Raw genomic sequence first — 13,376 nt, forward strand, 5'->3', positions numbered from 1 at the left:
TCATCAACCCCGTCAGCGGCACACCTTGCCGTTGCCCCTAGCCCACCAGTACCCGGTGATGGAAGCGCAAATGGTCTTCCATGAAGCTGGCAATGAAGTAATACCCGTGGTCATATCCCTCATGCCGGCGCAAGGTCAACGGTTGCGAGGCCGCCTTGCAGGCCGCCTCGAACTGTTCCGGCAGCAACTGCTCGGCGAGGAATTTGTCGGCCAGGCCCTGGTCGATCAGGATGCCTTGCGGATAGGGTGAGCGCAGGCCGCGCATGAGCTCGCTGGCATCATGCGCTTGCCACGCCTGCCCCTGCTCGCCCAGGTAGTTGCCGAAGGCCTTCTGTCCCCACGGACATTGCGAGGGCGCGGCAATGGGCGCGAAGGCCGACACCGAGCGATAGATGTCGCGATGGCGCAAGGCCAGCGTCAGGGCGCCATGCCCTCCCATCGAATGGCCGAAGATGCCCACACGCTGCGCATCGGCCGGGAAATGCGCCAGCACGGCCGCGCGCAGATCCTCGACCACATAGGACTCCATCCGGTAGTGCTGGCGCCACGGCGCCTGCGTGGCGTCGAGATAGAAGCCGGCTCCCACGCCGAAGTCCCAGCTGTTGCTCTCGCCGACAATGCCGGCACCGCGCGGGCTGGTGTCGCATGCCACCAGGATCATGCCCAGCTCGGCCGCCACACGCTGGGCGCCGGCCTTGATCATGAAGGTTTCCTCGGTGCAGGTCAGCCCGGCCAGGTAGAACAGCACCGGCAACTTGCCGCCGGCGCTGGCCTGGGGTGGAACGAAGACCGAGAAGCGCATGTCCAGCCCGATGGCCGGCGAGGCATGGCGATAGTAGCCCTGCACGCCGCCAAAACAGCCGTGTTCGGAGAGCGTCTCCAGCATCGCGTCCTCCTCAGAACTCGACCACCGAGCGGATCGACTCACCGCTCTTCATCAGGTCGAAGCCCTCGTTGATGCGCTCCAGCGGCAGCTTGTGGGTGATCAGGTCATCGATGTTGAGCTTGCCTTCCATGTACCAGTCGACGATCTTGGGGACATCGGTACGGCCACGCGCGCCACCGAAGGCCGAGCCCTTCCAGACGCGGCCGGTCACCAGCTGGAACGGACGGGTCGAGATTTCCTGGCCGGCCGCGGCCACGCCGATGATGATGGACTGGCCCCAGCCCTTGTGGCAGCACTCCAGCGACTGACGCATGGTGGTGGTGTTGCCGATGCACTCGAAACTGTAGTCGGCGCCGCCGTCGGTCATGCCGATGATGGCATCGACCACGTTGGGGACGTCCTTGGGATTGATGAAGTCGGTCATGCCGAACTTGCGTGCCATCGCTTCGCGGCCCGGGTTCAGGTCGACACCGATGATCTTGTTGGCGCCGACCATCTTGGCCGCCTGGATCACGTTCAGGCCAATGCCGCCCAGGCCGAACACCACCACGTTGGCGCCCGCTTCCACCTTGGCGGTAAACAGCACCGCGCCCACGCCGGTGGTCACGCCACAGCCGATGTAGCAGACCTTGTCGAAAGGCGCATCGGAGCGGATCTTGGCCAGGGCGATTTCCGGCACGACGATGTAGTTGGAGAAGGTCGAGGTGCCCATGTAGTGGAACAGGGGCTTGCCGTCCAGCGAGAAGCGGCTGGTGGCATCGGGCATCAGGCCACGGCCCTGGGTGGCGCGGATGGCCTGGCACAGGTTGGTTTTCTGCGACAGGCAGAACTTGCACTCGCGGCATTCCGGCGTGTACAGAGGGATGACGTGGTCGTCTTTCTTGAGCGACTTCACGCCCGGACCGACGTCAACCACCACACCCGCGCCTTCATGACCCAGGATCGCCGGGAAGATGCCTTCCGGATCGGCGCCCGAGAGCGTGTAATAGTCGGTGTGGCAAATGCCGGTGGCCTTGATCTCGACCAGCACCTCGCCGGCCTTGGGGCCACCGAGTTCGACTTCCTCGATGGTCAAGGGCTTGCCGGCCTGCCATGCTACTGCTGCTCTTGTCTTCATTGGGAGGATCCTTTGTCTGCTGAATTGATAGTGTAGGAAAAGCGCTCAGGCCCTGAATTCCCCCGTACTGTCCGCCACGTAACCGGCAGCAGAAGGTGTCAGGAGATTTCAGGCAATATTGCCAGGAGGGACGTATTATCGCATTGCAAGTGAAATTGGTTTGACGACGCTGAAACAGGGCCTGTTTCATCTGCCAAGCCACAGCGCCGTTAGACAACGGCAGCGGCTTGCGGTAAGGTTCAGACAGACATGCGGACAGGGCGATGCGAATCATTGCCGGGTGTCATGATGCCCAGTCAATGGCATTCAGATGACCAAGAGCAAACAATAACGATCTGATTGAACGAATTGCAAAAGAGGGTGGCATACTGTCACCTTGCGTATCACGCAGTGGGGGCATCCGCGTAATTCTGGCGTAAGCATGAGGCACTATCAATATCACCTGCATGGTGAGCTAGTGTCCAGGCGCCAATTGCGTGCGAGAGCTGTCGAGACAGGTGTACGGCATCAGCCGGACAGCAGCAAACGCAGCATCAAACTACCTAACGACAGATGGTGTGATATTCGTCACATGGGAAAACACAACAAATCGGCGGGACGGGGCGGGTATACGCTGAAGACCTTGTTGCTGTTCGTCGCCTTCGTCGGCTCGTTCATCGTGGTCCAGACCTGGTGGGAGATCCGCCAGGATCGCCAGCTGACCATCGATGCCGAGCGCGCCAGTTCGATGGCGGCGGTACGCAGCGTGCAAGAGCACGCCGAGCGCGTGTTCCATGACCTGGACAGCACGCTGTGGGGCGCTGCCCAGCGCATCCAGAACGCCGACCACAATATCCTGGACGACGAGCAGGGCCTCTACCAGCTGCTCAGCCAGGCACAGCAATCCATGCCGTCGGTGATGGTGCTGCGCTACGTGGACCGCAACGGCAACAATCGCGCCAGCTCCCTGCGCGCACAAGATACGGCGAGTATCCCGGACGACCACAAGCTGACCAATGTGGACAACAATCCCGCACGCCCCCAGCTGTTCGTCGGGCAACTGATGCATAGCCGCTACAACCGCGAGCTGGTGGTGCCGGTGGCCATGAACCTGTACGACCGCAGCGCCCGTCCGGTGGGCCTGCTGGTGGCGGAGTTGCGGGCATCGGTCTTCTTCGACTTCTACCAGCGCATCACCAATTTCGAGGCCATCGTTTCGCTGCGCACCGAGAGCGGCTCCATGATGATCCGCTCGCCCTTCGAAGAGCGCTGGCTCAACACCAACATCGGTGACGCCGAAAGCATGAAGCGCATCCGCAGCGGGCCCGACGAAGGCACCTTCGAAGAGCACTCCTTCCTCACCGGCGAAGCGCTGCTGTTCAGCTACAAGCGGCTGCCGGGCTGGCCCCTGGTGGTGGTCTATGCGCGACGCATGGAGGACGTGCTGGCGCCCTGGCGCAGCCGTACCGAGAATCGCATCCTGCTGACCACCGGCATCCTCGGCTTCATCCTGATCGCGCTGATTTCCTTCCTGGTCTACTACCGCTATCAGCGGCGCCTGGACAATGCCCTCTCGGCCAGCGAATACCGCTATCGCAAGCTCTATGACGAGGGCAGCGATCCCATCGTGCTGATCTCCTCCGAGCTGCGCTACCTGGACTGCAATGGCGCCGCCCTGCGCTTCTTTGGCGTCCCCGACAAGGAACGCATCATCGGCCGCAAGGTGGGTCTGTTCTCGCGCCAGAAATCGCGTCACGTCGAGCAACCGGATATCGACGAACTGGTCAGCCGCGTGCTGGCCGGGCAACCGCAGCAATTCGAATGGGTGACGGTACGCCGCAACAGGATCATCCATACCGATGTGACCCTGAACCGGGCCGAGTTCGAGCGCGGCTATGCGATCTTCGCCATCCTGCGCGACATCAGCGCCCGCAAGCGTGCCGAACTGCTGCAGACCGAACAGAACCGGGTGCTGCACATGGTCATGGCCGACGATGATCTGGATACCATTCTGGATGAAATCGTCGGCTTTGCCGACGCCCAGATCCCCTATGGCGCCAGTTGCGTCATGCTGGTCAACGAACAGGCCTCGCACTTCACCTCGGTCTTGAGTCGCCGCTATCCTTCGCGCCTGGTGCGCGCCCTGCAAGGCATGCCCATCCGTCATGGTTGCGGCGTGGGCGCCGAGGCCGCCTTGCGGCGCGGCCCCTGCATCGTCACCGATATCGCCAGGGATCCGGTCTCCGAACAACTGCGCCCGCTCATCGACATGGAGGCCTACCCTTCCTGCGGTGCCTGGCCCATCATCGGCAAGGAAGGCCAATTGCTGGGCGTGTTCGCCGCCCTGCTCAAGGAAAACCAGGCCCCCAGCAACGAGTACCTGCAACTGGCCAACATCGCCGCCGACCTGGCCAGCGTGGCCATCGAAAGCCGCCGCGCCGACGACCGCATCCGCCACCTGGCGCACTACGATGAACTGACCGGCCTGCCCAACCGCTTCCTGTGTACCCAGCACGTTTCCAACGCGATTGCCCACGCCGAGCACCGCAGCGGCATGGTTGCCGTCCTGCTGCTGGACCTGGACCGCTTCAAGAACATCAACGACACCTTCGGCCACGAGACCGGCGAAGCCGTGCTGCAGGAGATCGCCCAGCGCTTCCGCAACAGCCTGCGCGAACTCGATATCCTGGCCCGCGTGGGGGGCGATGAATTCATCGTGCTGGTGGACGACTTCGATGATCCCCTGCAGCTGGGGGAAATCGCCCAGAAGCTGCTGACCGAGGCGCGCAAGCCGTTCATCATCGATGGACAGGAAGCCACGCTCTCGGTGAGCATCGGCATCGCCACCTATCCCGGCGACGGCGAGAACGCGCAGACCCTGATCAAGAATGCCGACATCGCCATGTACCGGGCCAAGCACCACGGCAAGGACGACTATCGCTTCTTCTCCGACGAGATCAACACCAATACGGTCGAGCGTATCGCCCTGGAGTCCGAACTGCGCCGCGCCATCGAGCGCGCCGAATTCGTGGTGCACTATCAGCCCAAGGTGGACCTGGCGCAAAGCCGCATCGTCGGTGCCGAAGCGCTGGTACGCTGGCAGCATCCGGTGCGCGGGCTGTTGCCGCCGGGCGAATTCATTCCGCTGGCGGAAGAAACCCGCCTGATCGAGCAGATCGGCCTGGTGGTGCTGGATGTGGCTTGCCGCGATATCGGCCAGTTGCTGGCCCAGGGACTGGAGTGCGGACGTATCTCCATCAACCTGACCGGCAGCCAGTTCGGGGACGAGCATCTGCTGGACGACATCAGGATCGTCGTGGCGCAACACGGCACGCCTCCCAGCTGCCTGGAATTCGAGATCACCGAAAGCATGGTGATGCACAACCGCGACCGCGCCATCGCCATCATGGATGACATCCGCGCCGAGGGTTTCACGATCTCCATCGACGACTTCGGCACCGGCTATTCCTCGCTGGCTTACCTCAAGCGCTTCCCGGTCAATACGCTGAAGATCGACAAGTCCTTCATCAACGATATCCCTGACGATCCCAACAGCAGCGCCATCGTCCAGGCCATCATCGCCATGAGCCACGCACTGAACCTGAAGGTGGTCACCGAAGGGGTGGAAACCGAAAAGCAATTGCAGGCGCTCAGGGAATTCGGCTCCGACGAATACCAGGGCTATTACTTCAGCAGGCCCGTCCCCTACGCCCAGTTCATCGACATGCTGCTGGCACAGCAACAGCCAGCACGCCGGGCGGCCCAGCAGCTGATTACCGCCGCTGGCGCCAACGCTAACGCGAACTGAGCCGGTCGACCTGGTACAGCGAGGGGAACAGGCGTATCCACAGCAACACGATCACCAGCGTGCCGATGCCACCGATGAGCACGGCCGGCATGGCCCCGAACCAGGCGGCCGTCAGGCCGGACTCGAACTCGCCCAGCTGATTGGACGTACCGATGAAGACGGAATTGACGGCCGACACGCGGCCGCGCATCTCGTCCGGCGTTTCCAGCTGCACGAAGGACGACCGCACCACCATGCTGATCATGTCAGCCCCACCCAGGATCATCAGGGCCAGCAGCGACAGCGGGAAGGAGCGCGACAGCCCGAAGACGATCGTGGCCACCCCGAACACGGCCACCGCGATGAACATGGTGCGCCCCACGCGCGCGCCCAGCGGGCTGCGCGCCAGCAACACCGCCACCAGCAAGGCACCGGCTGCCGGTGCCGAACGCAGCAGGCCCAGGCCGACTGCGCCGGTATGCAGGATGTCATTGGCATAGACCGGCAACAGGGCCGTGGCCCCGCCCAGCAACACGGCAAACATGTCCAGCGAGATCGCACCGAACACGGCCGGCTTGCTGCGGATATAGCTCAACCCCGCAAACACCGAGGATAGGCTGGCGCCGGTCGGCTTGCCTGGCGTGGCGGTGGATGCGGCCTGCGGCGCGCGCTTGATCAGCGACAGCAGCACGCTGCACAGCGCGAAGAGCACGAAGCTGCTGGCATACACCACGGCAGGACCGGCCACATACAGGAAGCCACCCACGGCCGGTCCGATGATGATGGCGAACTGGGTCGCCGAGGCCGAACCGGCCACCGCGCGAGGCAGCAAGGCCGGAGGCATCAGGCTGGGCAACAGGGCCGACATGGTGGGCTTGGAGAAGGCCCGGCCCGCACCGATGACCACCACGATAGCAAAGATCATCTCGCGATTGAGCCAGCCACCCAGGCTGCCCAGCGCCAGCGCTGCCGCCGCCATGGCCTCGACCAGCGAGCTGATGCGCGCCACGTTACGGCGATCATGGCGATCGGCCACATGCCCGACCACGAAGACCAGGATCAGCGAGGGAATGAATTGCACCAGCCCGACGATGCCCAGGTCGAAGGCGCTGTGGGTGAGCTGGTAGACCTGCCAGCCGACCGCCACGATCTGCATCTGCAGTGCGATGGTAGAGGCCACGCTGGCGCACCAGAACAATTTGAAGGGCGTGTGGTGGCGCAGCGGTCGCTGGTCGCCGGCCTGACCGGGCAGGCTGGTAGTGGAAGTGGATGACATGTGGTGAGGGTATTTGCTGATGCGTTTTATGGTGTTGGCGCGTTCTCTGGCCCGCCCTGCAAGGCAGGACCGGCGCGGCTATACTACCCGATCCCGCAGCCGCCGGCAGGGCGCCCTCCCCTGCCTCGCCCTGCGTGCGCAACCACAAGGAGAACACCATGCAGTATCGCCAACTCGGCCGCACCGATCTCAAGGTCAGCCTGATCACGCTGGGCACCATGACCTGGGGCGAACAGAACAGCGAAGCCGACGCCCACTCGCAACTGGATTACGCGGTGGAACGCGGCATCAACCTGATCGATGCCGCCGAAATGTATCCGGTGCCCCCCAAGCCGGAAACGCAGGGCCTGACCGAGCGCTATCTCGGCACCTGGCTGAAGAAGTCGGGCAAGCGCGACCAGCTGCTGATCGCCACCAAGTGCACCGGCCCGGCCCGCAAGCCGCACAATCCGCGTCATATCCGCGGCGGCAACAACGAGCTCGACCGCAAGGGCTTGACCGACGCCCTGCATGGCAGCCTGGAGCGCCTGCAACTGGATCACGTCGACCTGTACCAGCTGCACTGGCCCGATCGCAGCGTCAACAGCTTTGGTCAGCTGGGCTACCAGCATGTGGCCGACGAAACCACGGTCCCCATCGAGGAAACCCTGTCGGTGCTGAGCGAATTCGTGAAGGCCGGCAAGATCCGCACCATCGGCCTGTCCAACGAGACGGCCTGGGGCGTGGGGCAATTCCTGCGTGCGGCCGAGCAGCACGGACTGGAGCGCATCGTCACCATCCAGAATCCGTACAACCTGCTCAACCGCAGCTTCGAGGTCAACCTGGCCGAATTCGCCCATCGCGACAACGTCGGCCTGCTGGCCTACTCGCCGCTGGCCTTCGGCATGTTGAGCGGCAAGTACCTCAACGGCGCGCGCCCGGCCGGTGGCCGCCTGACGCTGTTCGAACGCTTCGTGCGCTATACCAATCCCCAAGCCGAACGTGCCACCGCCGAGTATGTGGCGCTGGCCCGCCAGCACGGACTGGATCCGGCGCAGATGGCGCTGGCCTATGTCAACAGCCGTTCCTTCCTCACCTCCAACATCATCGGCGCGACGTCGCTGGAGCAGTTGCGCAGCAACATCGACAGCGCGCAGCTGCAGTTGAGCGAGGACGTGCTGGCCGGCATCGAGGCTATCCATCGCAACCAGCCCAATCCGGCGCCGTGATCCATTAACAGATCATCTGCCATAAAAAAACCGGCTTCGCGCCGGTTTTTTTATGCTGCAGGGACAAGCTCAGTCGCCACCGCTCTCGCTGGCGATCGCTGCCTCCACCTCGTCCTGCCGCGCCCCATAGCGTGCCGCCATGACCGCGCAGACCATCAGCTGCAACTGGTGGAACAGCATCACCGGCAGCAATACCATGCCGATGGCGCCGCTGGAGAACAATACCTTGGCCATGGGCACGCCCGAGGCCAGGCTCTTCTTGGAACCGCAGAAGACGATGGTGATTTCATCTTCCTTGTTGAAGCCCATGCGCCGGCTGCCCATCGTGGTGATGAACATGATGATGGCCAGCAGCACCGCATTGATCACCAGCAGCGCCAGCAGCATGCTCACCGGCACCTGGTGCCACAGGCCCTGCACCACTGCCTCGCTGAAGGCGACATAGACCACCAGCAGGATGGAACTCTGGTCAACGAACTTGAGCCAGGACTTGTTGCGCTCGATCCAGCGACCGATCCAGGGACGGGCGATCTGGCCGGCGACGAAGGGCAGCAATAATTGATAAACGATTTTCAGGATGGACTGCAGCGACGACTGGCCGCCGCCATCATGCGCCACCACCAGGATGCCCACCAGCAGCGGCGTGAGGAAGATCCCCAGCAGGTTGGAGGCCGAGGCCGCGCAGATCGCCGCCGGCACGTTGCCGCGCGCCACCGAGGTAAAGGCGATCGAGGACTGCACCGTGGAGGGCAGCACGCACAGGAACAGCAGGCCCAGGTAGAGCTCGGGAGTGATGAAGTGGGTCAGCAACGGCTTCAACGCCAGGCCGATCAGGGGGAACAGTGCGAAGGTACACAGCAGCACCGTGACATGCAGCTTCCAGTGCGTGAACCCGGCCACCACCGCCTCGCGCGAGAGCTTGGCACCGTGCATGAAGAACAGCAGGCCGATCATGAAGGTCGTGAGGCCATCGAAGGCCACGGCCACCTGGCCGGTACAGGGAAGGATGGATGCTGTCACCACCACGGCGAGCAGCAGCAAGGTCATGTTGTCGGGCAGGAAGCGGGGACGGGCCATGGCAATCGGTTTTCTTGGAGATGGGTCTGGCGCGCGCAGCATGCCGACGCGCGCAAAAACCGCCATTTTACGTGAGAGGCGCCGCTCCTTGCAGCGTTGCCCTCCCCGTTTGCCCTGGAAACACTCAGGCCTTGCGCACGAACTCGGTCTTCAGGCCCATGGAACCGAAGCCGTCGATCTTGCAATCGATGTCGTGGTCGCCATCGACCAGGCGGATATTCTTGACCTTGGTGCCCATCTTGACCACGCCACCACCGCCCTTGAGCTTGAGGTCCTTGATGACGGTGACGGTATCGCCATCCTGCAGCACGTTGCCGGAGGCATCACGCCACACGCGGGCCTGTTCGCCGGCGGGTGCGGACTGGGCGCTCCACTCATGGGCGCATTCGGGGCAGACGAACATGCCGCCATCCTCATAGGTGAATTCGGACTGGCATTGGGGACAGGAAGGCAGGCTGCTCATGGAAACTCCGGGATAAAAGTGCGAAAAGGCAGCGATTGTAAGCCCATCCGCCTCCATCGACCATGATCTTGCGCAGCTTCATGCCGAAAAGCAGCGCTGGCGAGGCAGCAATGAAAAACGGCAGGCCTGGTCTGCAGGTCCTGCCGTCGTCAGCCGCGTCCGAAGTGGCCTACCAGCCCCAGAACATCAGCCACCATGCCGCGTTGACCAGGGCCAGCCCGCCCATCAAGGGCAGCATGGCCACCAGGCGCTGTGTCCAGTGGGTCGCATGGCGTGCCACGACCTTCCAGGCCAGCAGCAGGCTCCACAGTGTCATGGCCGCCAGCAGGCTGGCACGCACGTCATTGGCCCAGTCCACCGGCCAGTGCTCGGCGCGCAGCAGGGTGATGGTGGTGGCCGACAGGCCCACGAACACGCCGCAGCCCGCCAGCGGGATCAGCGCCTGCACCAGGTGATTGAAGCGTCCCCAGTCCCATTTGCCCAGCACGCGTGTGGCCAGCGCAAACATCAGCGCCACGCCGCTGCCCAGCACCAGGCCGGTGGTGAGGATATAGCCCACCACCATGGCGCCATCGAGCCAGGTGAAGACATCGTTCTGCTGCGGGTAGTTGGTCAGCAGCCACCACGGTGCCTGGGTACCGAAGGGCCACATGATGTCACGGTCGATCAGCCAGGTCGCGATGTCCTGCTTGATGGCGATGAACCAGGGGCTGGCGGTCCAGTGGAAGGCGCCGATGGCAATGCCCAGCAGGCCATACAGCACCAGCGCGCTTTCCCAGAGGCTGTTGTGGGTCTTGCCGAATTGCACCACTTCCACCGTCGGCGCACGCAAGCTCAGGGTGATGGCGTCACGATGGCCGCTGCAGCGACCGCACATGTGGCAATCCGAGGCGCCCTTCATGTTGCGCAGGGGGACCAGCGGCGCGCAATTGATGGGGATGATCTTGTGCTGCGGATGGTAGGACGCGCGCCAGGCATCTTCATTGACCTTGTAATGCAGCGGTGCCAGCTTGGCCAGCAGCCCGAAGACGCCATTGACCGGGCACAGGTACTTGCACCACACGCGCTTGTCGCGGCCATACAGGTAGCCGACCACCATGGCCCCCAGGGTGGAGCCGCCCAGCACCAGCAGCACCGCCTTGGGATACTGGTAGACGCTGACCATCTGGCCATAGACCGTGGTCAGGGCAAAGGCGACGAAGGGCCAGCCACCCCAGCGCATCCATTTCGGGATGGCCCGGCCGCGCCCATGCTTGCTGGCGAATTCGGTCAGCGCCCCTTCGGGGCAGAGCACGCCGCACCACACGCGCCCCATGAGCACCATGCTCACCAATACGAAAGGCCACCAGATGCCCCAGAAGGCGAACTGGGCCATCACCGTCAGGTTGGACCAGAGGTGGGCGGTTTCATCAGGCAGGGGGAGGAACACCGGGACCAGGATCAGGATGGCGTAGACCGCCACCACGATCCATTGCAGGCCGCGGATGAATGCGCCGTTGCGGCGCATCCACTCTCCGGTACGCGAGAGCAGGTTCGGCGATTGCGTACAGGTATTCATGCAGGAATCAGACGGCTTCTTGCCGCTTGGGTGCGGGCTTGGGTTTCCGATAGAGGGCCGAGCATACCACGATCCAGTAGAGCGCATAGACGATCACCGACAGCAGCGCCGGACGGGCGCGATAGCCGGTCAGGGTCGAGATCAGGCTGCCGATCGTGGTGGAGTCATCCAGCAGCGCCGAGGTATCCCAGAGGGGCGCGGTCAGGGTCATGGTCCAGTCGGCCGAGGCCAGCGCATCCGAACTCTCCAGCAGCACGTCGAAGAGCTTTTCCACGCCCGTCACCAGCAGGCCTGCGGCCAGCAGCAAGAGGATCACTTCGGTGACCTGGAAGAAACGGCGCCACGAGAAGATCTTGCCGCCCAGTTGCAGCAGATAGAAGGTCAGGAAGGCCAGGCCGAAACCGATCGCGCCGGCCAGCACCAGGGAGGCCGTGCTGGCGTCCTGCTGACCCAGGCCGATACCGTACAGGAACACCGCCGTCTCGCTACCCTCGCGGGCGATGGCCAGCATCACCAGCACGAACACGCCCCACCAGTTGCCACTGTCGTAGCTGGACTGCATGGAGCTTTCCATGTCCTTCTTGAGGGTGCGGCCATGCTTGCGCATCCAGAACACCATCTGCACGATCAGCGCAGCGGCGATCAGGACGATGGCAATCTGGAAGTAGGTCTGGGCGTCGCCCGAGAGCAGTTCCGAGAATCCCAGCAGTGCCGCGCCCAGGGCCGCGGCCAGTACCACGCCGGCCACCACGCCACCCCACAGATAGGGAATGCCGCGCCGCGCGCCGGCATCGCCGTTCTGCAACCAGGCATAGAGAATACCGACCACCAGAAGCGCCTCGACGCTCTCGCGCCAGACGATGAACATGACCTGACCCATGAAGCTATCCTTCCTTGCTAGAACCCGGACTTCCCGCCGCCTACTTGGCGACGATCACGCCTTGCGGCATGTTGAGGTGGAAGTCATCGAAAAACTTGTATTCGCCCGGACGCAACGGGGCGATCACCACGAAGGACTGCGCACCTGGCGCCAGCACCTTCTCCTTGCGCAATTCCACACTCTCGAACTCGGCGGCGGACTTGCCGATGTTGTGGACCTCGATCTTGATGCGCTGCCCGGCCGGTACTTCGATGCGCGGCGGGATCAGCTTGCCGTCCTGCATCTCCAGCTTGAAGGTCGGCAGGTCGGACGCCATCGCCGGCGCGCCCGCGCCCAGCCATGCGGCCGCAGCGAGGGCCAGGACCGGGGCCAGGCGGACTATTCTCTGGAACATGAAACTCCCTTCCGTACAAATGGGAAACCGGCCCACCGGAAACTCCGGTGCGCCGGCGTCGAATCACTGATCTGACCCAGGCTTAGTAGCCGCCCTTCTTGCCGATGCCGGCGAAGGTGAAGTCATAGTTCAGTTCGAAGGTCTTGAACCACGGACCCACGCCGGTTTCCTTGTCGACGTGGCGGCCGAAGTGGGCATGTTCGTTGGCCTGCGGCGAAGAGATGGTCAGCTTGAGCTTGTACTTGCCCGGGCCTTCCAGCTTGACGTTGTCGCCGTAGTGCGGACCGTCATTGGCCACCATCGGCATCATGTCGCCCTTGACGGTCTTGGTGGAACCGACCTTGGTCAGTTCATACTTGATCACCAGGTAGGGCATCCAGTCACCCTCGGCGAAACCGTTGGGGTTCTTGGCCACGGCACGGATGTCGGCTTCCAGGTGGATATCGGATTCCTCGGCCTTGCGCATCATGCCGTCCGGTTCCATCTTCACCGGCTGCAGGTAGACGGCGTTGACTTCGAAACCGTTCTGGATCTGCGGCTTGCCGATCGGATACTCGGCGGCCGAGGCAGCACCGGCAACACAGACGCTCAGTGCAGCGGCGACGGCAAGTTTCTTGATACCCATCATTGCGTATTCTCCTGGTGGTCAAATGATAATGATTAGCATTAAGTATATCATTGTTTGAGGCAACATGAGTTGCCCGCTTGTGTCACACGCCACTGCAATGCTGACCACGAAAAAAAACCATCC

11 protein-coding genes are annotated in these 13,376 nt (G+C 63.1%); 2 read left to right on the forward strand and 9 right to left on the reverse strand.

The window, feature by feature from the left end:
* Positions 1-37: 37 nt before the first annotated feature.
* The gene (fghA, locus tag ACIPHN_RS02875; RefSeq protein WP_400432439.1) at positions 38-886 is read right to left on the reverse strand and encodes an S-formylglutathione hydrolase; all 849 of its coding nucleotides are present in this window, start codon (positions 884-886) and stop codon (positions 38-40) included.
* A 10-nt stretch (positions 887-896) separates the two neighbouring features.
* A complete protein-coding gene (locus ACIPHN_RS02880; RefSeq protein ID WP_400432442.1) occupies positions 897-2,003 on the reverse strand; it encodes an S-(hydroxymethyl)glutathione dehydrogenase/class III alcohol dehydrogenase in 1,107 nt (368 codons plus the stop codon).
* A gap of 571 nt (positions 2,004-2,574) precedes the next feature.
* Here ACIPHN_RS02880 and ACIPHN_RS02885 point away from each other — a divergent pair.
* A complete protein-coding gene (locus ACIPHN_RS02885) occupies positions 2,575-5,790 on the forward strand; it encodes an EAL domain-containing protein (RefSeq protein WP_400432445.1) in 3,216 nt (1,071 codons plus the stop codon).
* On the opposite strand, the gene ACIPHN_RS02890 is transcribed toward ACIPHN_RS02885, so the two are convergent.
* The gene (locus tag ACIPHN_RS02890; RefSeq protein WP_400432448.1) at positions 5,777-7,045 is read right to left on the reverse strand and encodes an MFS transporter; all 1,269 of its coding nucleotides are present in this window, start codon (positions 7,043-7,045) and stop codon (positions 5,777-5,779) included. The genes ACIPHN_RS02885 and ACIPHN_RS02890 overlap by 14 nt on opposite strands.
* Before the next feature lie 158 nt (positions 7,046-7,203).
* Here ACIPHN_RS02890 and ACIPHN_RS02895 point away from each other — a divergent pair, with 158 nt between their 5' ends.
* On the forward strand, positions 7,204-8,253 hold the full coding sequence (locus tag ACIPHN_RS02895; protein ID WP_400432451.1) for an NADP(H)-dependent aldo-keto reductase: 1,050 nt from the start codon (positions 7,204-7,206) through the stop codon (positions 8,251-8,253).
* A gap of 69 nt (positions 8,254-8,322) precedes the next feature.
* On the opposite strand, the gene ACIPHN_RS02900 is transcribed toward ACIPHN_RS02895, so the two are convergent.
* The 6 genes from ACIPHN_RS02900 to ACIPHN_RS02925 all read right to left on the reverse strand — a co-directional run bounded on the left by ACIPHN_RS02900 (position 8,323) and on the right by ACIPHN_RS02925 (position 13,253).
* The gene (locus ACIPHN_RS02900; protein ID WP_400432454.1) at positions 8,323-9,330 is read right to left on the reverse strand and encodes a bile acid:sodium symporter family protein; all 1,008 of its coding nucleotides are present in this window, start codon (positions 9,328-9,330) and stop codon (positions 8,323-8,325) included.
* A 124-nt stretch (positions 9,331-9,454) separates the two neighbouring features.
* Positions 9,455-9,793 (reverse strand): zinc ribbon domain-containing protein YjdM, encoded by a 339-nt coding sequence (locus ACIPHN_RS02905; protein ID WP_400432457.1) that lies wholly within the window; start codon positions 9,791-9,793, stop codon positions 9,455-9,457.
* A gap of 169 nt (positions 9,794-9,962) precedes the next feature.
* Positions 9,963-11,300: a 4Fe-4S binding protein gene (locus ACIPHN_RS02910; RefSeq protein WP_400433166.1), complete on the reverse strand. Its 1,338-nt coding sequence runs from the start codon at positions 11,298-11,300 to the stop codon at positions 9,963-9,965.
* A 58-nt stretch (positions 11,301-11,358) separates the two neighbouring features.
* Positions 11,359-12,231, reverse strand: coding sequence for an FTR1 family protein (locus ACIPHN_RS02915; protein WP_400432460.1), 873 nt, complete (start codon positions 12,229-12,231; stop codon positions 11,359-11,361).
* Between the two features lie 40 nt (positions 12,232-12,271).
* Positions 12,272-12,625 (reverse strand): cupredoxin domain-containing protein, encoded by a 354-nt coding sequence (locus ACIPHN_RS02920; RefSeq protein WP_400432463.1) that lies wholly within the window; start codon positions 12,623-12,625, stop codon positions 12,272-12,274.
* An 82-nt stretch (positions 12,626-12,707) separates the two neighbouring features.
* Complete coding sequence (locus ACIPHN_RS02925; RefSeq protein WP_400432466.1) at positions 12,708-13,253, reverse strand: iron transporter; 546 nt, start codon at positions 13,251-13,253, stop codon at positions 12,708-12,710.
* Positions 13,254-13,376: the final 123 nt, after the last annotated feature.

This window comes from Herbaspirillum sp. NPDC087042 (assembly GCF_044745245.1).
Lineage (GTDB): Bacteria > Pseudomonadota > Gammaproteobacteria > Burkholderiales > Burkholderiaceae_D > Herbaspirillum.